The organism is Avibacterium sp. 21-586 (assembly GCF_026226775.1).
In the GTDB taxonomy this organism is placed as follows: Bacteria; Pseudomonadota; Gammaproteobacteria; order Enterobacterales; family Pasteurellaceae; genus Avibacterium.
This window is the reverse complement of record NZ_JAKKOD010000001.1, coordinates 1,544,279-1,566,284: the sequence shown is the minus strand read 5'-3', so window position 1 is coordinate 1,566,284 and position 22,006 is coordinate 1,544,279. Positions and strand designations below refer to the sequence as shown.

The window sequence follows — 22,006 nt, the reverse complement described above, 5'->3', positions numbered from 1 at the left end:
AGTTAGAGAATAGTTGAGTAAATTTGTGGGTATATTTAAACACGGTAAGGCGGTGCTGTTAAGTATAAATTGAGATAAACTGCCTGGAACTGGAAAAAATACCGCCAATAAGGTAAAATTCGGCACAATTTTTCTGATGATAAAGGTAACAGATAATGTCAAATTCACCTCGTAAAATTTTAGTCACTTGCGCATTACCTTATGCAAACGGTCCGATCCATTTAGGACATATGCTTGAGCATATCCAAGCCGATATTTGGGTGCGCTTCCAACGTATGCGTGGCAACGAAATTTATTTTGTTTGTGCTGATGATGCGCACGGCACGCCAATTATGCTTAAAGCCGATCAAATGGGCATTACCCCTGAGCAGTTAATCGCCGATGTGCAACAAAAACACGTTGAAGATTTCAAAGGCTTTAACATTAGTTTTGATAATTATTATTCAACCCATAGTGAAGAAAATCGCGAGCTGGCAGAAAGCATTTACAATAAATTAAAAGAAAATGGTTTTATTAAAAGCCATACTATTTCGCAATTATTTGATCCTGAAAAACAAATGTTCTTGCCTGATCGCTTCGTTAAAGGCACTTGTCCAAAATGTAAATCCCCTGATCAATATGGTGATAACTGTGAAGTTTGTTCTGCCACTTACAGCCCAACGGAATTAATCGATCCGCATTCTACGGTATCGGGGGCAACGCCTGTGTTGAAAGAGAGTGAGCATTTTTTCTTTGACTTACCAAGTTTTGAAGCAATGTTGAAAGCGTGGATTCGCTCGGGTTCATTGCAACAAGAAGTGGCAAACAAAATGCAAGAATGGTTTGAAGCAGGGCTTCAGCAATGGGATATTTCTCGTGATGCACCTTACTTCGGTTTTAAAATCCCAGGGACAGAAAACAAATATTTCTACGTTTGGCTTGATGCGCCGATTGGTTATATGGCGTCTTTCAAAAACCTGTGCAACCGTAAAGGTGATATTGATTTTGATAGCTTCTGGAATAAAGATAGCCAAGCTGAACTTTATCATTTTATTGGTAAAGATATTATGTACTTCCACTCATTATTCTGGCCGGCGATGTTAGAAGGTGTGGCATTACGCAAGCCTGATAATATTTTTGTACACGGTTATGTAACCGTTAATGGCGAGAAAATGTCGAAATCTCGCGGCACATTTATCCAAGCGGCAACCTATTTAAAACACCTTGATCCAGAATATTTGCGTTACTACTATGCGGCAAAATTAGGCAACCGCATTGACGATTTAGATCTCAATTTGGAAGATTTCGTACAGCGTGTGAACACTGATGTGGTAAACAAATTAGTCAATCTTGCTTCGCGCAATGCCGGTTTTATCCAAAAACGTTTTGGAGGGGAATTAGCTGCGACCTTACAAGATCCCGTCTTATTCGCAGAATTTACTTCACAAGCGGATAACATTGCGACTTACTACGAAAACCGTGAATTCGGCAAAGCCATTCGTGAAATTATGGCATTAACAGACAAAGCCAATAAATATATTGACGAAAAAGCTCCTTGGGTAATTGCAAAAGAAGAGGGGCGCGAGCAAGAATTACAACAAGTTTGCTCAATGGGTATTGAGTTATTCCGTGTATTAATGGGCTACTTAAAACCTGTGCTACCCAAATTAGCCGAGCGTGCTGAAGCCTTCTTACAGACTGAAATTACGTGGAATAACCTCACAACACCATTGCTTGCTCACAAAATTTCGCCATTTAAAGCCTTGTTCTCTCGTTTAGATATGAAGCAAATTGAGCAGATGATCGAAGCATCAAAAGCGGAAAATGCCCAACTCAATCCGCAAAGTAGCACAGAAAAAAGTGCGGTGCAAAATGCAGCAGATTTTGAGCCTTTTGAAGAGACCATCACCATTGATGATTTCGCCAAATTAGACTTACGCGTTGCCAAAGTGCTGAAATGCGAAGCTGTGCCTGAAAGCAATAAATTATTAAAATTTATTCTAGATTTAGGCATGGAACAGCGTCAAGTGTTCTCGGGCATTAAAGCAGCCTACAACAAACCAGAAGAATTGGAAGGGCGAATGGTGATTATGGTCGCCAACCTTGCACCACGCAAAATGAAATTTGGTCTATCTGAAGGAATGATCCTTTCTGCAGGCACGGGGGGCGCAGATTTATTCTTACTTGATGTGGATTCTGGTGCAAAAACTGGCTCTCGTGTAAAATAATTTTAACTATTGAGCATTCCCCTTCATGATGCGCATTTTTTGATTAAGGCAGATAATAATCTGCCTTATTTTATTCCACACGTTTTATCCTCCAATAAGTAGCGAACCTTGGTAAACCTTTTTTCGTTAAACCGCGATATTTATAAGTGATTATTGAACCTATCGCTGGTGGATTTTCTCTATCAGCTAATTTAAATCCAGAACCAATTCTAAATTGACCTCGGTGATTTTTACACGTAATAGCCCCTAGTTTACCGCTAAATTTACCCTTACCTTGATGATGAGCGATTACTTCACACTCTTCGTCAAGTTCGGTTTTTAATTTTAAAATTTGATTACTACGTTTATTTTCATAAGGTGCATTCGGATTACGCAATACTATTCCCTCTCCTTTTTTTTGCTCAATCCTGTTCAAGAAACGTTGTATTTGGTCGTAACTGTTAATCGGAATTTGTTCAATAATTTCAATATATTCGCTTGGATGTTGGGCTAAATAATGTTCCAGCATAGCTAAGCGATCAAACAAGTTACCCTTGGCATTCGGCACATCGAACACATAAAGTTTAAGTTTTTCCCAACCTTTATCTTTTTGTGAACGCACGATGGAAGATATTTGCTCAAATTCATTACGCTGACTAAATAACTCTCCATCAATAGCAAAAGGTGGAAAATTTCTAATGAAATACAACGGCGGCTTAAGTATTTTGTTATGTCGCGTAAAAAGTTGCTTACCATCCCAATATCCTCTAACACCGTCCAATTTTTCACTCATTACCCAATTTTTTACATCTTGATTGTGGTAAGTACCGAGTAACATTAAATCAGGGGGCTTCGCATAAATCAATATTGAAAATAGCATAACAAAAACCAATAAAATAGGTTTAATATGAAACAATATTTTCTCCTTTTTAGATATTAGAAATTATGGCAAAGATATTAACCAACGTATTAAGAATAATGAGAAAAGAAGCAACATTATGCGATCCTGATCGTAAAATTTTTTCATAATATAAAAAATATTATGTTGAATTTTTTACTTATACATGGATTTTTCATTAGAATTGATAAATAAAAATCTACATTAGAATACTGTAACGAACACTAAGGAAACGGAACAAGTAGAGACTAGATAGTGTATGATTATATAAATTAACCATCATAATATTGTGTATCCATATGGAGGAAGGCAATACGCTAACTAATGAATAATAGCACTTTATTTTATTACCCCAATTGTGAGAAAAATTTGAGCTAAATAATATTATAAATTCAAAGGTGTGCTAAAAATAAAAACCTTTTTCCCCTTAGGATGTGCTCTTTTTAATAACAAATTGATTAATCAATGAATTAAAATAGCACAGGATTATCTACCACACCTGATAAATAAACACACGTTATAGTGACTATCCTTGCTCTAAATAATCTAACACCACTTGGTGATGTTCACCCGTTTTAAACTTATCAAATACTTTTTCAATTTTGCCTTGTTCATCGATTAAAAAAGTTATTCGGTGAATGCCATCATAGGTTTTCCCCATAAATTTTTTCTCTCCCCATACACCAAATTGCTCTGCGACTTGATGTTCTGGATCAGAAAGCAAGGTAAAATTAAGCGATTTTTTCTCAGTGAAATTCGCTAATTTTTTTGAACTATCAGGGCTAATACCTAAAATCACCACATTATGTTCTTCAAGTGTCTCTTTTGTATCACGCAATCCACAGGCCTGTATGGTGCAACCTGGTGTGAGCGCTTTAGGGTAAAAATAAACCAACACTTTTTTACCTTTAAAATTAGCAAGAGAAACAGATTGTCCATTTTGATCAAGCAAAGCAAAGTGCGGTGCAAAATCTCCAGCTTTTAATGTTTGCATAAAAAACATCCTTTAAAATCGCAAGTTAGTAAAAAAAGCAAAAAAATGATTTGCAAATTAACGCTATTTTAGCGATCCTAATGAGAATTTTTCAAGCAAACTCAATATAAATAACAAAAATAATTCGGAGGCCTTATGTCTGCAAGAAACGCTTTATTTTATGGAAGTATTACTGCTCTCATCACCCCAATGGATCAACATGGTGAAGTAGATTTTGATGCATTAAAAAAACTTGTTGAATACCATATCAATTCTGGCACGCATGCAATTGTATCAGTAGGAACAACTGGGGAATCAGCAACATTAAGTATTGAAGAAAATGTCAAAACCATTTTAAAAACACTTGAATTTGCAGATTCGCGCATTCCGGTTATTGCTGGGACAGGAGCCAATGCAACCAGTGAGGCCATCACAATGACAAAATTATTGAATGGTAGTGGTGTTGCTGGTTGCCTATCTGTTGTACCCTATTATAACAAACCGACTCAAGAAGGAATGTATCAGCATTTTAAAGCGATCGCAGAAAGTACGGATTTACCACAGATTTTATACAATGTGCCAGGACGAACAGGTAGCGATATGCAACCAGAAACTGTTGCTCGCCTAGCAAAAATAAAAAACATTGTCGCAATTAAAGAAGCCACTGGTGATGTCAGCCGTGTCGCGAAAATCAAACAGCTTGCTGGTGAAGATTTCATCGTATTGAGCGGTGATGATGCTACGGGATTAGAAAGTATGAAAGCCGGTGGTGAAGGGGTGATTTCTGTAACCAATAACATTGCCGCCGCAGATATGGCAAAAATGTGCGATTTAGCCCTTGCAGGTAAATTTGATGAGGCCGAAGAAATTAACCAACGTTTAATGCCTCTTCATAAAGATCTTTTTGTCGAATCAAACCCGATCCCGGTAAAATGGGCGGCTTATAAACTTGGCTTAATTCCTCAACCAGTATTACGCTTACCTCTTACCGTGTTAAGTGAAAGTGCTCAGCCAATTATGCTCAAAGCGCTTCAAGACGCAAAATTATTATAATTAACGATAACAAATCAAATAAAGGAGGCTGTAATTTATTCGGCCTCTTAAACTTTTTGCCAATAAATTGGTCAAAGTTGCAGAAAATTGAACGTTTTTATTTTTTTATGTTACTTTATATCAAATGCCTAACCTAACCTTGAGGAATAATGATGAAATATTGGTTATTTACCGCTCCCCTGTTACTCACTTTGGCCGCTTGTTCAACAAGCAATGAAAACAAACAATCTGCCGATGATTCTTTTGGGCAGCACGCCGAGCAACAAATTAACTTTTCACCGTTAAATACAGGTGGGTTAACATTAATACAACAAGATAGTACTTATCGTTTACCTGAAACTGGTCAGATCAATTATCAGCCTATGGATATCCGTCCACCAAGTACGCCGATTGCTTTAATCAATAATTCTATCACGCACTTTGATGGCCAACACTCATTAATTGTTTATCCACTTGATAAACAAAACGTATATAACTTAACTCAAGTAGAACGTTTACTGAAAGAACAAGGTGTTGGTTATACAGTGACAAAAAGTCAAATTGAAACTAATTGGACAACAACTGGACGTAATGATGATATTGGGGATACTCAAATTCGTTATTTAATTGAGCAAGTTACCACTAAAGATGCAACTGCATTATTGGTTTCAATCCTACAAATGAAACGAGATGATGTGATTTTTACCCCAACAACGCTTGAGATTCAACGTTATACGTCCGATCGCTTAAACCAACTGATTGGTCAGTTGAATACAGCTTATAACAAGCAACAACAAGAATTAAATAGTGGGATTTCCACGCCGATTACATCACAATTAGTGCGAGATATGAATGGTCGATTAGCTTTAGGTTTAGATGCCTCTTTTACCTATTCTTGGAATAGACTGCGCCCTGCATTAAATTTATTAGGCTTTAAAACAAGCGAAGAAAATCCAGTAAAAGGCTATCGTAAATTAAGTTATTCCGCGTCCGAAGCTACGGAATGGGCAAGATATGGTAGCGTCGATCCAAAATTAGAAAACGACACTTACACTATGCAGCTAATCTCACTTGGCAGACAAAGTGCTGTGATTATTTCTGATGAAGATAACAAAACCTTACCAGAAGAAAAAATCCAGCACATTTATCAAGCATTACACAATATTTTAGCAAAGTAATTTAACACCAAAAAATGTCCGCACTTTTCCTAATCGCATAAAAGTGCGGTCTTTTTTTATCAAATTTTTAAGGGCAAACTAATGCTGAGTTATCGTCATAGCTTCCACGCAGGCAACTTTGCCGATGTGCTAAAACACATTGTGCAAATGCTGATTATTGAAAGTCTGCAACAAAAAGACAAAGGCTTTTATTATTTAGACACCCACGCCGGTGTGGGGCATTATCGCTTATTCGGCAATGAAGCGGAAAAAACCGGTGAATATAAAGAAGGGATCGGGCGTTTGTGGGATCAAACAGAAATGCCCGAAGAAGTGGCGCGTTATGTCGCCCTGATTAAAAAGCTGAATTATGGTGGCAAATCGCTACGATATTACGCCGGATCACCGCTGATCGCCGCACATTTATTGCGTCCACAAGATCGAGCATTATTAACCGAGCTGCACCCTGCGGATTTCCCATTATTACGCAATAATTTCAAAGAATTTGATAATGTTACCACCAAACGCGATAACGGTTTTCAGCAAATTAAAGCCACCTTACCGCCAAAAGAAAGACGCGGGCTGATTTTGATCGATCCCCCTTATGAATTAAAAGAAGATTATGATTTGGTGGTAAAAGCCATTGAAGAGGGCGTGAAGCGTTTTGCCACGGGCATTTATGCTATTTGGTATCCTGTGGTGCTACGTCAACAAGCCAAGCGCATTGTAAAAGGGTTGGAAAACACGGGCATTCGCAAAATTCTCCAAATTGAAATGGCGGTGCGTCCTGATTCGGATCAACGTGGAATGACCGCAAGCGGAATGATTGTGGTTAATCCTCCTTGGCAGCTAGAAGCACAAATGAAAAAAATTCTGCCTTATTTAACCAAAACCCTTGTGCCAGAAGGCACGGGCAGCTGGAAGGTAGAATGGATCGCGCCAGAGTAAGAATTTACCGATTAGATTAATTAGTCGCTTTATCTCGTATTTTTCGGCAAAATAGCGCAGATTTATTATGGGCTTTTCGCATTCACAGCCCAATTCACCAATTTAGGGAGTTAAAAATGACAAAACATTATGATTACATCGCCATTGGTGGCGGAAGTGGCGGTATTGCTTCAATCAACCGTGCGGCAAGCTATGGCAAAAAATGTGCCATTATTGAAGCAAAAGAACTAGGCGGAACCTGTGTAAACGTGGGTTGCGTGCCGAAAAAAGTAATGTGGTATGGCGCACAAGTGGCAGAAGCGATCAATCTGTATGCGCCAGATTACGGCTTTGATGTTGCGGTAAAAGAGTTCGATTTCAGCAAGTTAGTGGAAAATCGTCAGGCTTATATTGGACGTATCCACAATTCTTATAACAATGTATTAGCCAAAAATAACGTGGACGTGATCAAAGGCTTTGCCAAATTTGTTGATGCCCACACCATTGAAGTAAACGGCGAGAAAGTCAGCGCAGATCATATTTTGATCGCAACAGGGGCCTATCCTGCCCACCCTGAAATTAAAGGAGCAGAATACGGCATTGATTCTGACGGCGTATTTGAATTAAATGCGTTACCAAAATCCGTTGCTGTTGTCGGTGCAGGTTACATCGCAGTGGAATTAGCCGGTGTATTAAACAGCCTAGGCGTGAACACTCACCTATTTGTGCGTAAACAAAGCCCGTTGCGTAGCTTTGATCCGCTTATTGTAGAAACCCTTGTAGAAGTGATGGCGCAAGATGGCATTCATCTGCACACCCACGCCATTCCAAAAGAAGTGGTTAAAAATGCTGACGGTTCTTTCACCTTAAAATTAGAAGATGGGCGTGAGCAAACTGTTGAAAAAGTAATTTGGGCGATTGGTCGTAAACCAAATACAGCGAACATCAACCTTGCAGCAGCAGGCGTAGAAACCAACGATAAAGGTTTCATTAAAGTAGATAAATATCAAAACACCAATGTGAAAGGCATTTATGCGGTGGGCGATATTATTGAAGGAGGGATTGAACTCACCCCTGTTGCCGTTGCTGCCGGACGCCGTTTGTCTGAACGTTTATTCAACAATAAACCAAACGAACATTTAGATTACAATCTTGTGCCAACCGTAGTGTTTAGCCACCCACCAATCGGCACTATTGGCTTAACTGAGTCGCAAGCCATTGAGCAATATGGCACAGAAAACGTAAAAGTGTATAAATCATCGTTCACGCCAATGTACAGTGCGGTAACCCAACATCGCCAACCTTGCCAAATGAAATTAGTTTGTGTCGGTAAAGATGAAAAAATTGTCGGCTTGCACGGCATTGGTTTTGGTGTTGATGAAATGATTCAAGGCTTTGCGGTAGCCATTAAAATGGGGGCAACCAAAGCCGATTTCGACAACACTGTTGCTATTCACCCAACCGGTTCGGAAGAATTTGTAACGATGAGATAGATTAAGCGTACTTTTTCTCTCTCTCAATACATAGCCACCCGCATTTAAAATACGCTATTCCTTGAAAGCTAAATACTTCAACGAAATAACGAGCAGATAAAATATAAGCAGTGTAGTTTACCACTACACTGCTCTGTTTTAAGCTGGCAATCCAAGCATAAATTTACGATCAAGAAAAATACATTTATCAAAATGTAACAGTGTTTATATTTTTTAGCTAAATAATCCAGCTTGTGAGGCAATAAAAAGTAATGTAAAACCAGTAAGGTAAATTAATCCAACTAGAGATAACCATAATAATTGACCTTTTACTTTATGCTCACCATTCATAACTAATGATAGATTTAACCATGCAAAAACAGGAGTGGAGACAAAAGAGCCAATCATTGCGAATTTAAGCATTGGTCCTACAGCATTATTGAAATAGAAAATAATTGCTAAGCCAGATAATGAAGCAAGAATAATTGCTATATTTAATGTCTTTGGACTACTCTCTTTTTTTCCCATTAATAAACGCAAAGTTTCCACATTTGTACGTGAATAGCCATCGACTACAGAGATTGTCGTGCCAAAAATACACATAAAAGCAATAAATGCGATAAGCTCTCTTGCCCACTCACCGATCGTTGAAGCATACATATTAATAAGTTGAGCAATGTATTTTCCGCCCACCATTTGCACCGCTTCTCCTGAACCAAATTGCACTAATGCACCTAGAGCTAAAAAAACTAAAGCCAAAATTGCGGTACTAATATAACCAATATTAAAATCCCAAATACCATCTTCATAAGAAACTTTAGAAATACGACGTTTCGCAACGACCCACATCGAATTGATCGCTGAAATCTCAATTGGTGCGGGCATCCACCCCATCAGTGCGACAATAAATCCTAAGGCACCTAAGCTCCAAGGTGAGGGAGAAATATAATCTGCTGCAGCAACGCCTTGAAGTCCATTTTTCATTAGTGCGACAACAACTGCCAGAATAGTTGTTGCCGAAAGGGAAATCATAATCAACTTCGCAAAACTGTCTAAAAAACGATATTTACCTAATAATAAAATAGCTGCCGTCACACAAATTACGATCAGGCTTAGCGTTGGAACTGGTACAGGAAATGGTAATGCAAAAGTTAATATCGCAGCACATAATAATGAAATAGCTGCTACATTAATCACAGTTGAAAAAAGATTAAGTAGAAAAAAGATCCAGAGATAAACTTTTCCTTTTTGGTAATAGCCTTCAAGCAAAGTATTCCCTGAATCTAATGTGTACTGCACACCAAAACGAAAAAACGGATATTTAAAAAGATTAGCTAAAATAATAATAATCGCTAATTGCCAACCATAAATAGCCCCAGCTTGTGTGGAAGCAATAACGTGTGATCCACCGATTGCGGCTGAAGCCATCAAAATACCAGGTCCTAAAGCTTGAAGCTTAGTTTTCCAAGTGTTTTTAATCATATTTGTTTGCATAATAAATTCCTATTAAAAACAAGATTATAATTGATTTATTCAAACAAATACAAGTATAGTGGACTTCACGAAAAATTTAATATTTTTCAATAATCCAATTGAATAACGATAATAAATATAATGGCTGGGGTACTAGGATTCGAACCTAGGGATGCCGAGATCAAAACCCGGTGCCTTACCGCTTGGCGATACCCCAATAGAAAATTCTTTACGAAAAAAGATTGAAACGTTAGGTAGTATGGCTGGGGTACTAGGATTCGAACCTAGGGATGCCGAGATCAAAACCCGGTGCCTTACCGCTTGGCGATACCCCACCTACTAAAGAACTGCAAGCTAATGAATGGTGCGGGACGAGGGACTTGAACCCACACACCTCGCGGCGCCAGAACCTAAATCTGGTGCGTCTACCAATTTCGCCAGTCCCGCAAATATGGTGGCTATGACGGGATTCGAACCTGTGACCCCAACATTATGAGTGTTGTGCTCTAACCAACTGAGCTACATAGCCAAACATTTTGCATTCACCTCATCGGCTTTGCGGGGCTAATTATGCGGATCTGATAGCCCTTCGTCAACTCTTTTTTTCTTCTTTTTCCTAAATTCTTTCTCGTTCGCATAGAGATTATACAATATTAGCATAAAAGCGATCCCGCTTTACTCCGAGAGCAAATGTTGTAGCAATCTACCATCTAATAAAGCTTGTTTTATCAAGGCAAATGCGCCAATAACATCTTCATTTTGCAATTCCGAGACAACCAACGGAGTGTTTTTTACAAAAGCCGGTAGCGCAAGATTATCCAATGTACGATGAATAGCAGAAAATAATACATTCTGTGCTTGCGTTATCTCCCCTGAAATCACTATTTTCTCAGGATTAAACATATTCACACTCATTGCCAACACTCGCCCAATTTGCGTACCAACATGTTCAATTAAATTGACCGCTACTATATCGTGCTTATTCACTGCGTTGCAGATTGCTTCTATATCGTGACTTTCTAATGAAATCCATTTGCTTTTATAGCCCTCTTCAAGCAAACCTAGCATTTTTTCCTCAATTGCCTCATTACTAACCACAGTCTCCAAGCAACCAACATTACCACATAAACAACGTTTCCCTAACGGATCAACCTGAATATGTCCAATTTCACCGACATTATTTTTATAACCAAGGAAAATCTCATGGTTAATAACAATCCCAGCACCAACCCCTCTATGAATACGCAATAATAAGGAATCATAACAGTCTTTCGTGGCCCCAAAATAATGCTCCGCTAACGCCAAACTTCGCACATCATGACCAATAAAAGTCATAAGTTGAAAATATTCCGCAAGATGGTTAGCTAAATCCCAAGGTTCGCTAAGAGATAAATGTGGTAAATATTGAATACAATTAGTCTTAACATCTACAAACCCAGGAACTGTAATACCGATAGCAATCAACGCTGCATTTTTACGTTGATTTTTTTCGATAAATCTCGCAAGGTGAGCGATTAAAAATTGCTCCATTTCCACCGCACTTTGACAATCTGGTAAATCGAGAATCTCTTTTTTTAAGAGTTCTGAGGAAAGATTCATAATCGCCAAAGTCATCTGCTTAGTACCTAAATGAACCAGAATTGAGTGAAAAGCCTTACTCTCCACAATAATCGAAGTTGCCTTCCGCCCACCTGTTGATTCTTGTTGAGCAACTTCTTTAATTAATCCTCGCGCCAAAAGATTACGAGTAATTTTCGTCACACTGGCTGGGGCAAGTTGGCTAAGTTCAGAGATCTGAATGCGGGAAATTGGCCCCTGCTGATCAATCAATTTATAAACTACGGCACTATTCGTTTGTTTAACAAAATCAATATTCGCGATTTGATGATTATCACGCATTCTTTTTCCCACGTATAGAAAATTAATAATAGTCTATTCTAAAATGAATTCAATAAAATGCCTAGACTGTAAAATTGACTAGCAAAAAATGCAACCGAATTTCTTTTTTATCTAAACTATTATCCACTCACTGCATAGCCTAATGCAGTAAACTTACGCTAAAAAAGATTAACCATTTTCTGTTCATATAATAATAGAAAATTGCTGTCTACAGTCCCCAACTATCTATACGATATACATGATTACCTAGCTGATAAACCATTTCTTACTATTTTCATAAAACACTATGGATAGCCTTAGCCTCTAATTCAGTAAAATATTTCACCGTTTTCACTTTTAATTCTTGCATTGCTGGCTCATCACAGACAAAAATAGCATGACGATGTAGCTGCAAAGCACTAATTGTCCAAAAATGATTTACACTTCCTTCCACTCCGGCTTGCAACGCCAATGCTTTATTATGCCCTGTCACTAAAAGCATTACTTCAGCAGCATCAAGCAAGGTAGCTACACCAATGGTTAACGCATATTTAGGTACTTTGTTCACATCATTATCAAAGAAACGTGAGTTAGCGATAAGGGTATCTTCCGTTAGGGTTTTAATTCTGGTGCGAGAAGCTAGTGATGACGCCGGCTCGTTAAAGGCAATATGCCCATCCACGCCGACCCCGCCCATAAATAAATTTACCTTGCCGTAAGACTGCATTTTTTCTTCATAACGGCGACATTCAGCATCTAGATCGGCGGCATTACCGTCTAACAAATTAATATTTTTTTCTTGAATATCAATGTGATCGAAAAAATTCTTATACATAAAAGAGCGGTAACTTTCTGGATGATTTTTAGGCAGACCAACATATTCATCCATATTAAAGGTCACTACATTTTTAAAGCTCACTTCCCCAGCCTGATAAAGTTTGATTAATTCTTTATAGGTTTGTAACGGCGTGCCGCCCGTTGGCAATCCCAATACAAAAGGATGTTCTTCCGTTGGGCTAAATTCATTAATACGCTCAACAATATGACGTGCTGCCCATTTGCTAACTTGATCTGCTGTTTTTAAAGGAATTAAACGCATAACTCTCTCCTATTTTTATTTTTTGAAGTGTTTTTTCATAGAGATAATTATAAAATAATATTAACTTCAAAATGAAATAAAATTTAACCTAAAAAGGAAAACTATGATTTATATCACAAAATAATATTTATTTGATCAACGTACCTTTCAGCAATTTTCTTATCCAACTTCGATTTGGGCTGAGCTGATGCAAAATATCTTCACTTAACGGCAAAGGTTCGCGATAAATTAATGAAGCCAGCAGTTCGCCAAGTAAGGGAGCGGACGTTAATCCCCTTGAGCCTAACGCACCAATTAAATAAAGATTACGATGAATTGCCGCAGGCGAAATAGGCTGTTTGCGGCGGCGGAGATTAAACAGGTTTTTATAGTCTTCTACTTGCTGTGCGAAATCTGGCACGTTGCCCACCATAGGAATGCGATCACGCACCGCACAACGCACGCCGATACAGGCTAGATTGTCAGACGTATCAATCGTATTCACCCATTCCACACCGGCAAGATTTTGCTGAATTTTGTGCTGATTTTCTTGCTGTTCTGGTAGGCAGAATTGGCGATCTTGATTATCACGAATGTGGCTTGCGCCAATGCAATGGCTAGTTTGTTCTTGATCCGCAGGGGTGAGATAACCGTCATAGCAAAGCACCGCTTTAAGTTGTTTTAGCTGTGGTGTGGTGGGAATTTGGCTCACTTGCCCACGCACGGGGTAAACAGGCAGTTGTGCGGTTTGGCTAAAGTCTTTGAGTTTATGCCCATTAGCAATAATGGCGATCTGATGAGAAAAGGTTTCGCCCTGTGCATTAGTCAGCAACCAGCCTTCGCCTTGTTGAGAAAGTGCGGTGATTTTTTGCAAAGTTTTTAGGGTTACGCCACGCTTTTGCAAATAGGCAAATAAGTTTTGCACGAGTTGACGGGGCGCAAGCCAAGCACCTTGCGGAATAAATGCGCCATCACAAGGCAGTGGCAAGCCTACTTTTTCGCTTAATTCAGCTTGAGAAAGGCGTTGGAATAAGGCTTCGGGCAGAGCTAAGCCAGAAATTTTGTTTAATTTCACCGCACTTTTATGATCATAAGCACAGAGCGCTACACCGCAAAAATCCCGTTCAAATTCAATATCTTGATCAATCGCCCAATGCAGTTGCTGTTGCCCATATAAAAACGCGTGAATATAAAAACGAATATTACGTTCATCATCATCGCTCAGTTGCGGATAAAATGCCCCCTGCTTGTTGCCTGAGGCGTTGAGTGCGGTTTGCTCGTCTTCACAATAAAGTGTGATATTCGCGCCACGTTGCAATAAAGAAAGCGCGGTAAAGGCAGAAGCAATGCCGCCGCCGATAATGGCGATGTCTTGTGTTTCATTCATTTGAGCAGCTTGTGGCAAATACCAAGGGGTTAAAATTGTGGAAGTGCGGTGATTTTTTGCGGAATTTTCTGGTTTAATGCCCGCTAAACATTCACGTTTTTTGCCGTATCCTTTGCGCTTATGCACGCTAAATCCTGCATTTTCTAAGCCTTTTCGCACCGCACTTGCGGCGGTGAAGGTAGCAAACGTGCCGTTAGGTTTGCAATAATCAAACATTGCATTGTAAAGTTGTTCGCTCCACATTTGCGGATTTTTGCTAGGCGAAAAGCCATCTAAAAACCACGCGTCAATGCGATTTTGCATATAATCACCCAGTTGTGGCAGGCTTGCAGCTATTTCACCAAACCAAATATCCAACGTGGTTTCGGCAAAATGAAAACGCTGGCAGCCTGTGATCATCGGCTGCCAATGGCGACAAAGTTGCGCGCTTAAATCGGCAAATTCAGGATAAGGCTGATGGGTTTGGATAAGTTGTGTTGAATTGAGCGGATATTTTTCAAAAGAAATAAAAAACAAGCGTTTTAGCGGACTGTGCGGATTGACTTGGCGAAATTGACGAAAAAGTTGGGTGACTGCAAAAAAATTCAGCCCTGTACCAAAGCCAGTTTCGGCAATCACAAAATGTCTCTGGTGAAACTGATGCCAACGTTCCCATAGTTCATTCCCTTGTTGAAATACATAACGGCTTTCTGCCAAACCATCTTGATTAGAAAAATACACATCATCAAATTGGTGCGATACAGGCGTGTTTTCTTGATTAAAATAAATCTCTGCGTGATTAAGTTTAAACATCTTTGCTGGCATCTTTGTTGTACTACTTGAGTTTGCTATAATAACCAAATTTTCGGGATTGGTCGAACCTTCAAAGAAATGCTTGCAATATTTTCATTTCATAGTAAGTTAGCGATCAACTGTATTTTTTACTCTTTCAACTCAAAAGGAATAATCTATGAGAAGAGCGGTGATTACTGGTTTCGGTGTCATTTCCAGTATTGGTAACAATAAAGAAGAAGTATTAGCTTCATTAAAAGCGGGTAAATCAGGCATTGAATTAGTGCCTGAATTTGTGGAAATGGGTATGCGTAGCCATATCGCAGGTACGCTCAAAATTACACCTTCAGAATTGATTGATCGTAAAGTTTATCGCTTTATGGGCGATGCAGCAGCTTATGCCTATCTTTCAATGAAAGAAGCAATTGAAGATGCAGGTCTAACAGAAGAACAAGTATCTAACGATCGCACTGGTTTAGTGATCGGCGCAGGAACAGGTTCTGCACGCAATCAGCTTATCGCTTGTGATGCGGTGCGTGGTCCGCGTGGTGTGAAAGCCGTTGGACCTTATGCCGTAACCAAAACAATGGCATCAAGCGTGTCGGCTTGTTTGGCCACGCCTTATAAAATTCGTGGCGTAAACTATAGTATCAGCTCTGCTTGTGCCACTTCAGCCCATTGTATCGGCCACGCTTTAGAATTAATCCAACTAGGCAAGCAAGATATTGTTTTTGCAGGTGGTGCCGAAGAATTATCCTGGGAATGTGCTACAGAATTTGACGCAATGGGTGCAGTTTCTACCAAATATAACGATACGCCAGAAAAAGCTTCGCGTGCTTATGATGCAAACCGTGATGGTTTTGTGATTGCCGGAGGTGGCGCTGTGGTCGTGGTGGAAGAATTAGAACACGCCCTTGCTCGTGGTGCAAAAATCTATGCAGAAATCGTGGGCTATGGTGCAACCTCTGACGGTTATGATATGGTTGCCCCAAGCGGTGAAGGCGCAGAACGTTGTATGAAACAAGCAATGGCAACGGTAGATACCCCTATCGACTACATCAATGTACACGGCACGTCAACACCAGTGGGGGATGTGAAAGAATTGGGCGCGATCAAAAATGTTTTTGGTGATGAAAAACCAGCCATTTCATCAACCAAATCAATGACAGGCCACTCATTAGGTGCGGCTGGCGCACACGAAGCCATTTATACCTTATTAATGTTGGACAACGATTTCATTGCCCCAAGCATTAACATCGAGACCCTCGATCCACAAGCGGAAGGAATGAATATCGTTACTGAAACGAAAGAAAAAGCAGGCTTAAATACCGTAATGTCAAACAGCTTTGGTTTTGGTGGTACAAATGCAACATTAGTGTTTAGACGCTATACAAAATAATTTCTTATTTAACCCCCAAAAGTCTATAAGAACAAAACCATAATCTGACAGTTTTCGATTTTAAATTTTGATGGCTGTCAGATTTATCCCCCCGACTTCTTTTTTAGCTAAACATAATCTCTACCAAGTAGTCTATCCATCTAGATTTTGCCATAAATACTAATAACGTAATTAGCGATATAAGTAGCGTAAACTAATGTCTAGTACGATAAAAGGTTTCAACACTATGTAGTGATCCACTAAATTAGCAGTCCCTGATAGGTTTTTTTCGCTAAAATTGGCGGTAATCCTTGATTATAGCTATGCGGTCTCACCCTGTTATAGTAAAACACATAACGTTTAATATCTTCCTTAGCTTCATCTAAGGAAGAATAACCGCCCTTTAACATCCATTCATATTTAAAACTTCTAAACCAACGTTCCAGCGGCGCATTATCCCAACAATTTCCTCGGCGACTCATACTTTGTATCAAACCATGCTGTTTCACACATTGTATAAACAACTCACTCCCATAAATACTGCCTTGGTCTGAGTGAAACAACATCCCTCGTTCTCTCCGTTGTTAGCATTGCATGATTTAAGGCGCCAACCACTAACATTGAATCATGCTGTTTCTGTAATCGCCAACCTACTACTTGACGGTGCGCTAAATTCATTACCACTGCCAAATAATGCCACTCCCCCTGTACCTTTAGATAAGTTGTATCACCACATAATACCGTTGTCTCTGAGGTTGGATTAAATTGCCGATTTAACACATTATGAAACAATGTGGACGCTTTCTCTAATGTACCTTGACGCCAACGTTTTTGTGGCTGTTTACTGACCAATCCCTGTTGTTTCATCAGCTTTCGAATTAAGGCTAATCCTACCTCAATCCCCTTACTTTTTAATCTCACCTTTAAAGTCCGCTTTCCTGCTGAACCCCGACTTTCATCAAATAACGCCTTTATCTCTACCGCCAAGCCTAAATGCTTATTGGGCTTAGCTTTTTGCTTTCTCTGAGCATAATAAGCTCGTTCTGAAAGAGAAAATAGAGCACAAACACGTTTTATTCCATATGATTTTAATGTCTTCACCGCTTGATAGCGTTGCGCTCGAGTGACATGAAAATCACTGTAGCCTTTTTTAGGATTTCTTTATCCTCTTCAAGTATTTTAATGCGTCGCTCAAGCTCTCGTATCCGTTGTTGCTCGGGTGAAAGTGGCTTAGTTCCTGGTAATACATAGCCTTGTTTTTCTGCTTGGACTTGTTTTATCCAACGACGCAGGGCTGTTTCGCCTATGCCTAATTCTAAACAGGCTTGGGCAATAGAGTAACCTTGCTCGGTGACTAATTTTACTGCGGCCACTTTGTAATCTGGGCTAAATGTTCTTCTCATTTTAGTGTCCTCTTTTTGTGATAGTTTACCACCTATCTAGGACTGTAAAATTAGTGTACCACTACACTATTTTTCAACGTATTGTTTACTATATATGTAAACTGATCACATAAAAAAAGGTTAATTCAACAGAATTAACCTTTTTTTATATTAATTTATCCACATTCAATTAAATAAGTACTTGAGCAGGCGATAAATAGCCTTGTGGCACACTTTGTTTATCCTCAAAGGTAACAAATTCCCACGCATCTTGACTCTCAAGCAAGGCTCTTAATAACTTGTTATTTAAACCGTGTCCTGATTTATAAGCTTTGAAATCACCGATGATGTTATAGCCACACATATATAAATCACCAATCGCATCAAGCATTTTATGACGAACTAGCTCATCTTTAAAACGTAAGCCATCTTCATTTAAAATACGATAATCATCAAGCACAATCGCATTATCTAAGCTACCGCCCAATGCCAAGCCCTGTGATTGTAAATATTCAATATCCTTCATAAAGCCAAAAGTTCTTGCTCGGCTGATTTGTTGCACGAACGCTTGAGCTGAGAAATCCATCACATAATTACGTACATTGTTACCAATCGCCGGATGATTAAAATCAATAGTAAAATCCAAACGGAAACCATTGTAAGGTTTAAATTCAGCCCATTTATCACCATCTTCCACACGAATTGGCTTTTTCACGCGAATAAATTTTTTCGCTGCATTTTGTTCTTCAATGCCTGCATCTAATAAAAGATAAATGAATGGGCTCGCGCTACCGTCCATAATCGGAATTTCTGGCGCATCCACTTCAATAATCACATTATCAATGCCTAAGCCAGCTAAGGCTGCATTCAAATGTTCTACGGTTGAAATACGAATACCTTCTTCATTTATCAAACAAGTACACAGCATTGTATCACGTACAGCATTCGCATTGGCAGGGAAAGTTACTGGTGGGTTTAAATCCGTACGACAATAAATCACCCCAGTATTCGCCATAGCAGGACGCAAAGTAAGTGTCACTTTATTTCCGCTATGTAAACCGATACCTGTTACTTTGATACTCTGTTTTAAAGTTCTTTGTTTAATCATAATCTATCCTAAATCTACTGTATAACAATCAGATTTATTGCTTATTATCTTGCTCTTTATTACGAATATAGCTCGGTGTATCAAAAATATTAATATTTTTGTTACTTAAATCTGTTGGACGTTCTAGCTCAGTTTTACTTTCTTCCGATGGATCATAAACATTTGCTCCAGATTGTAGGCGTTCATCTTGTTTGATATTTCGCAGAGTCTCTGGTTTAACATAAGAAGGATCTTCTAACGGAATTTTAGGCGCAAATCGCATATTTTGAGAACTATGATTACTACCTAATCCTGTAGCAACAACAGTTACTCTAATTTCATTCGTCATCTCTGGCATTAAAGCTGTACCGATAACTACTGTAGCTTCATCATCAGCAAAGCTTCCTACTGTATTACCGATAATGGTAAATTCATCTAAAGTTAAATCAAATCCAGAGGTAACATTCACAATAATACCTTTCGCACCAGACAGATCAACATCTTCTAGCAATGGGCTTGCAATTGCTTCTTGAGCAGCTTTTTCAGCTCGGCCACTACCAGCTTCACCTTCAGTAACGCCTGATCCCATCATCGCTCTTCCCATTCCTAACATAACAGTTCTAACATCTGCAAAATCCACTGCGATTAGTCCAGGGCTGGTGATCATATCAGAAATTCCCATTACCGCATTACGTAATACATCATTTGCCGCAGCAAAAGCTGACTGTAAAGTGATATTTTTACCACACACACGAACTAAGTTTTCATTAGGAATAACGATTAAAGAATCAACGTGTTTAGATAATTCATTGATTCCAATTTCAGCAAATTGAATTCTTCTACCTCTTTCAAAAGCAAAAGGTTTAGTTACTACTGCAACAGTCAAAATCCCCAATTCTTTTGCAATTTGAGCGATAACTGGAGATGCACCTGTTCCTGTGCCGCCCCCCATACCTGCAGCAATAAAGACCATATCAGCACCTTCAAGCATTGAACGAATAGCATCTTGATCTTCTTCTGCTGCTTGACGGCCAATATTAGGATTAGCACCAGCTCCTAATCCTTTTGTAATCTTTTCGCCGATTTGAATAGTATGTTGAGCTTTACTTTGACGCAAATCTTTTGCGTCCGTATTTACAGCATAAAAAATAACTCGGCCATGGGACCCATCATCTACTTCTGGGAAATTTAAGATATTATCTCCAAATGGAGCATTATTCGCTTCGCCATTATAATTAATCATATTCTCAATCATATAATTAATTGCATTTCCACCTGCACCACCAACGCCAATAACCTTTATCGTGGCTCCGCCAACATCACTAACATCATACTCCACTGGTTCAAACATACTCATTCTCCGTCCGTGCTTATTGCTCTTAGCACAAAATTAAAACCTAAATTGCTCTTATTGTAGATGAAAAATAGAAATTCTCAAAATTTAGACCGCACTTTATTAATAAAATTTCTGAATAATGACAAAAAAAGATGAGAAACCTGAGATTTGTCATTAAATTCTTATTTTAAAGGCAAAAAAGCTTTTTATTTAAACCAAATGCCAATCTCATGACTACAATATCGTCCTATTATTTTCACTGCCACATCATTAACTGCCACTAATGTGGACACTAAATTTAAAACTCTGACTTCACTTTATTAATGAATTTTTTAAAGCCAGACCATGTGGTAGTAAAAAAGCCTTCTTCTGGACCATCTTGATCATTAAGTGGACTTTCATCTTCATCATTATGATTATATTGCAATAATCCAACTACTGTAGAATATTGAGGTTTGCTTACATAGTCTGTTAATCCCGTAATATTAAGAGGATGTCCAACACGAACAGGGGTACCAAAGACTTTTTCTGCACATTGTTTCAAATCTTCAATTTGTGCACCTCCGCCTGTAATTACTACGCCTGCGATTAACTCAAATTTCATTTGCTTATTTTCTAATTCATACTGTAATTGATTGAGTTCTTCGCGAACCAGTCTTAACAATTCTTCATAACGTGCAGCTGTAACAATGGATAATTGTTGTTTACTCAATACTCTAGGCGTCCTTCCACCAATACCAGCTACCTCAATACGCTTTTCTGCATGACTAGACGGTGGATTATAAGCACTACCATAATTAACTTTAACCCGTTCAGCTTCTGCTCTTGACGTTTCACAAGCATAAGCAATATCATCTGTAACTCGATTTCCCGCATAAGGAATCACTTTACTAAAACGTAATGCACCATTGGTATAAACCACGATGTCGATTGTGCCTGCACCAAAATCAATTAAACATACGCCTAAATCTTTTTCATCTTCAGTAAGTACAGAACAACCTGATGCAACACCAGAATAAACAATTTTTTCTACTTTTAATTTACAACGCTCTACGGCTTTTTTTAAGTTGTTCAACCAATCTTGATGACACGCAATTAAGTGGGCCTGTGCTTTCAAACGGACACCTTGCAATCCTAGCGGATCTTTAATATTCATTTGCTTATCAACAGCATATTCTTGCGGAATAATATGTAATAAGGAGAGTCCCTCACCTATTTTTACTGAGCTTGCGGTATGCATTGCAGAATCAATTTCTTCTTGAGTCACTTCACCATCTGCAATCGGAACAAAACCACTTTCATTTAGGCTTTGTATATGATCGCCTGTAATAGCCAAAGTGACACTGATAATTTGACAATCTGCTATTGATTCAGCCGCTTCAACAGCACGTTGGATAGACTTAATTACCGCATTTAAATCAGTGATACTGCCCCGATCAATCCCTTTTGATGGACTACTTCCTACCCCAAGTACATTTACAACACCGTCAGGCAAAACTTCACCAACTACGGCAACCACCTTAGACGTTCCAATTTCTAAGCCAACAACTGTTTTTGATTCAATAATTTTCGCCATATTTTTCACATCTTT

The 22,006-nt window shown here is 38.8% G+C and carries 18 protein-coding genes and 4 tRNA genes; 6 read left to right on the top strand and 16 right to left on the bottom strand.

The annotated features are described in order from the left end of the window. Window positions 1–155 precede the first annotated feature (155 nt). Window positions 156–2,207, top strand: coding sequence for a methionine--tRNA ligase (gene metG, locus L5B71_RS07215; protein ID WP_265757688.1), 2,052 nt, complete (start codon window positions 156–158; stop codon window positions 2,205–2,207). Between the two features lie 70 nt (window positions 2,208–2,277). On the opposite strand, the gene L5B71_RS07210 is transcribed toward metG, so the two are convergent. Both L5B71_RS07210 and bcp read right to left on the bottom strand, forming a co-directional pair. Further along, window positions 2,278–3,102 (bottom strand): DNA ligase, encoded by an 825-nt coding sequence (locus L5B71_RS07210; protein ID WP_268741543.1) that lies wholly within the window; start codon window positions 3,100–3,102, stop codon window positions 2,278–2,280. 508 nt (window positions 3,103–3,610) lie between these two features. Further along, the gene (gene bcp / locus L5B71_RS07205; protein WP_265757687.1) at window positions 3,611–4,078 is read right to left on the bottom strand and encodes a thioredoxin-dependent thiol peroxidase; all 468 of its coding nucleotides are present in this window, start codon (window positions 4,076–4,078) and stop codon (window positions 3,611–3,613) included. Window positions 4,079–4,213: 135 nt separating this feature from the next. On the opposite strand from bcp, the gene dapA reads away from it, so the two are divergent. The 4 genes from dapA to gorA all read left to right on the top strand — a co-directional run bounded on the left by dapA (window position 4,214) and on the right by gorA (window position 8,666). Next, complete coding sequence (gene dapA, locus L5B71_RS07200) at window positions 4,214–5,110, top strand: 4-hydroxy-tetrahydrodipicolinate synthase (protein ID WP_265757685.1); 897 nt, start codon at window positions 4,214–4,216, stop codon at window positions 5,108–5,110. A 152-nt stretch (window positions 5,111–5,262) separates the two neighbouring features. Next, entirely contained in the window at window positions 5,263–6,267 is a 1,005-nt protein-coding gene (gene bamC / locus L5B71_RS07195; RefSeq protein WP_265757684.1) for an outer membrane protein assembly factor BamC, read from the top strand. Between the two features lie 81 nt (window positions 6,268–6,348). Further along, entirely contained in the window at window positions 6,349–7,194 is an 846-nt protein-coding gene (locus L5B71_RS07190; protein WP_265757683.1) for a 23S rRNA (adenine(2030)-N(6))-methyltransferase RlmJ, read from the top strand. Between the two features lie 116 nt (window positions 7,195–7,310). Then, entirely contained in the window at window positions 7,311–8,666 is a 1,356-nt protein-coding gene (gene gorA, locus L5B71_RS07185; protein WP_265757682.1) for a glutathione-disulfide reductase, read from the top strand. A 213-nt stretch (window positions 8,667–8,879) separates the two neighbouring features. On the opposite strand, the gene L5B71_RS07180 is transcribed toward gorA, so the two are convergent. The 8 genes from L5B71_RS07180 to mnmC all read right to left on the bottom strand — a co-directional run bounded on the left by L5B71_RS07180 (window position 8,880) and on the right by mnmC (window position 15,253). Further along, window positions 8,880–10,139: an NRAMP family divalent metal transporter gene (locus tag L5B71_RS07180; RefSeq protein ID WP_265757681.1), complete on the bottom strand. Its 1,260-nt coding sequence runs from the start codon at window positions 10,137–10,139 to the stop codon at window positions 8,880–8,882. Window positions 10,140–10,260: 121 nt separating this feature from the next. Next, window positions 10,261–10,335, bottom strand: a tRNA-Gln gene (locus tag L5B71_RS07175). Window positions 10,336–10,378: 43 nt separating this feature from the next. Continuing rightward, window positions 10,379–10,453 (bottom strand) — tRNA-Gln (locus L5B71_RS07170). 27 nt (window positions 10,454–10,480) lie between these two features. After that, window positions 10,481–10,565, bottom strand: a tRNA-Leu gene (locus tag L5B71_RS07165). Between the two features lie 5 nt (window positions 10,566–10,570). Then, window positions 10,571–10,647: transfer RNA gene (locus tag L5B71_RS07160), tRNA-Met, on the bottom strand. Between the two features lie 146 nt (window positions 10,648–10,793). After that, entirely contained in the window at window positions 10,794–12,017 is a 1,224-nt protein-coding gene (locus tag L5B71_RS07155) for an ROK family transcriptional regulator (protein WP_265757679.1), read from the bottom strand. 274 nt (window positions 12,018–12,291) lie between these two features. Beyond that, window positions 12,292–13,095 (bottom strand): glucosamine-6-phosphate deaminase, encoded by an 804-nt coding sequence (gene nagB, locus L5B71_RS07150; RefSeq protein ID WP_265757678.1) that lies wholly within the window; start codon window positions 13,093–13,095, stop codon window positions 12,292–12,294. A 127-nt stretch (window positions 13,096–13,222) separates the two neighbouring features. After that, complete coding sequence (gene mnmC / locus L5B71_RS07145; protein ID WP_265757677.1) at window positions 13,223–15,253, bottom strand: bifunctional tRNA (5-methylaminomethyl-2-thiouridine)(34)-methyltransferase MnmD/FAD-dependent 5-carboxymethylaminomethyl-2-thiouridine(34) oxidoreductase MnmC; 2,031 nt, start codon at window positions 15,251–15,253, stop codon at window positions 13,223–13,225. Between the two features lie 157 nt (window positions 15,254–15,410). Here mnmC and fabB point away from each other — a divergent pair, with 157 nt between their 5' ends. After that, window positions 15,411–16,631 (top strand): beta-ketoacyl-ACP synthase I, encoded by a 1,221-nt coding sequence (gene fabB / locus L5B71_RS07140; protein ID WP_265757676.1) that lies wholly within the window; start codon window positions 15,411–15,413, stop codon window positions 16,629–16,631. Between the two features lie 239 nt (window positions 16,632–16,870). Here fabB and L5B71_RS07135 read toward each other — a convergent pair whose 3' ends face one another. The 6 genes from L5B71_RS07135 to ftsA all read right to left on the bottom strand — a co-directional run bounded on the left by L5B71_RS07135 (window position 16,871) and on the right by ftsA (window position 21,991). Further along, entirely contained in the window at window positions 16,871–17,134 is a 264-nt protein-coding gene (locus tag L5B71_RS07135; RefSeq protein ID WP_265757675.1) for an integrase core domain-containing protein, read from the bottom strand. A gap of 1 nt (window position 17,135) precedes the next feature. Next, a complete protein-coding gene (locus L5B71_RS07130; protein WP_265757674.1) occupies window positions 17,136–17,711 on the bottom strand; it encodes an IS3 family transposase in 576 nt (191 codons plus the stop codon). Continuing rightward, window positions 17,708–18,013, bottom strand: a complete 306-nt coding sequence (locus tag L5B71_RS07125) for a transposase (RefSeq protein ID WP_265756211.1) — start codon at window positions 18,011–18,013, stop codon at window positions 17,708–17,710. The genes L5B71_RS07130 and L5B71_RS07125 overlap by 4 nt, the downstream gene beginning before the upstream one ends. A gap of 169 nt (window positions 18,014–18,182) precedes the next feature. Further along, window positions 18,183–19,100 carry a UDP-3-O-acyl-N-acetylglucosamine deacetylase gene (lpxC, locus tag L5B71_RS07120; protein ID WP_265757672.1) on the bottom strand — a complete coding sequence of 306 codons (918 nt, stop codon included), beginning with the start codon at window positions 19,098–19,100 and terminating at the stop codon, window positions 18,183–18,185. A gap of 34 nt (window positions 19,101–19,134) precedes the next feature. Next, window positions 19,135–20,430 carry a cell division protein FtsZ gene (ftsZ, locus tag L5B71_RS07115; protein WP_265757796.1) on the bottom strand — a complete coding sequence of 432 codons (1,296 nt, stop codon included), beginning with the start codon at window positions 20,428–20,430 and terminating at the stop codon, window positions 19,135–19,137. Between the two features lie 283 nt (window positions 20,431–20,713). Further along, window positions 20,714–21,991, bottom strand: coding sequence for a cell division protein FtsA (gene ftsA, locus L5B71_RS07110; RefSeq protein ID WP_265757671.1), 1,278 nt, complete (start codon window positions 21,989–21,991; stop codon window positions 20,714–20,716). Window positions 21,992–22,006 lie beyond the last annotated feature (15 nt).

Coding starts and splice junctions, on each gene's coding strand:
- metG (WP_265757688.1), top strand. CDS start 156: ATGTCAAATTCACCTCGTAAAATTTTAGTCACTTGCGCATTACCTTAT.
- bcp (WP_265757687.1), bottom strand. CDS start 4,078: ATGCAAACATTAAAAGCTGGAGATTTTGCACCGCACTTTGCTTTGCTT.
- dapA (WP_265757685.1), top strand. CDS start 4,214: ATGTCTGCAAGAAACGCTTTATTTTATGGAAGTATTACTGCTCTCATC.
- bamC (WP_265757684.1), top strand. CDS start 5,263: ATGAAATATTGGTTATTTACCGCTCCCCTGTTACTCACTTTGGCCGCT.
- L5B71_RS07190 (WP_265757683.1), top strand. CDS start 6,349: ATGCTGAGTTATCGTCATAGCTTCCACGCAGGCAACTTTGCCGATGTG.
- gorA (WP_265757682.1), top strand. CDS start 7,311: ATGACAAAACATTATGATTACATCGCCATTGGTGGCGGAAGTGGCGGT.
- L5B71_RS07180 (WP_265757681.1), bottom strand. CDS start 10,139: ATGCAAACAAATATGATTAAAAACACTTGGAAAACTAAGCTTCAAGCT.
- L5B71_RS07155 (WP_265757679.1), bottom strand. CDS start 12,017: ATGCGTGATAATCATCAAATCGCGAATATTGATTTTGTTAAACAAACG.
- nagB (WP_265757678.1), bottom strand. CDS start 13,095: ATGCGTTTAATTCCTTTAAAAACAGCAGATCAAGTTAGCAAATGGGCA.
- mnmC (WP_265757677.1), bottom strand. CDS start 15,253: ATGTTTAAACTTAATCACGCAGAGATTTATTTTAATCAAGAAAACACG.
- fabB (WP_265757676.1), top strand. CDS start 15,411: ATGAGAAGAGCGGTGATTACTGGTTTCGGTGTCATTTCCAGTATTGGT.
- L5B71_RS07125 (WP_265756211.1), bottom strand. CDS start 18,013: ATGAGAAGAACATTTAGCCCAGATTACAAAGTGGCCGCAGTAAAATTA.
- lpxC (WP_265757672.1), bottom strand. CDS start 19,100: ATGATTAAACAAAGAACTTTAAAACAGAGTATCAAAGTAACAGGTATC.
- ftsZ (WP_265757796.1), bottom strand. CDS start 20,430: ATGTTTGAACCAGTGGAGTATGATGTTAGTGATGTTGGCGGAGCCACG.
- ftsA (WP_265757671.1), bottom strand. CDS start 21,991: ATGGCGAAAATTATTGAATCAAAAACAGTTGTTGGCTTAGAAATTGGA.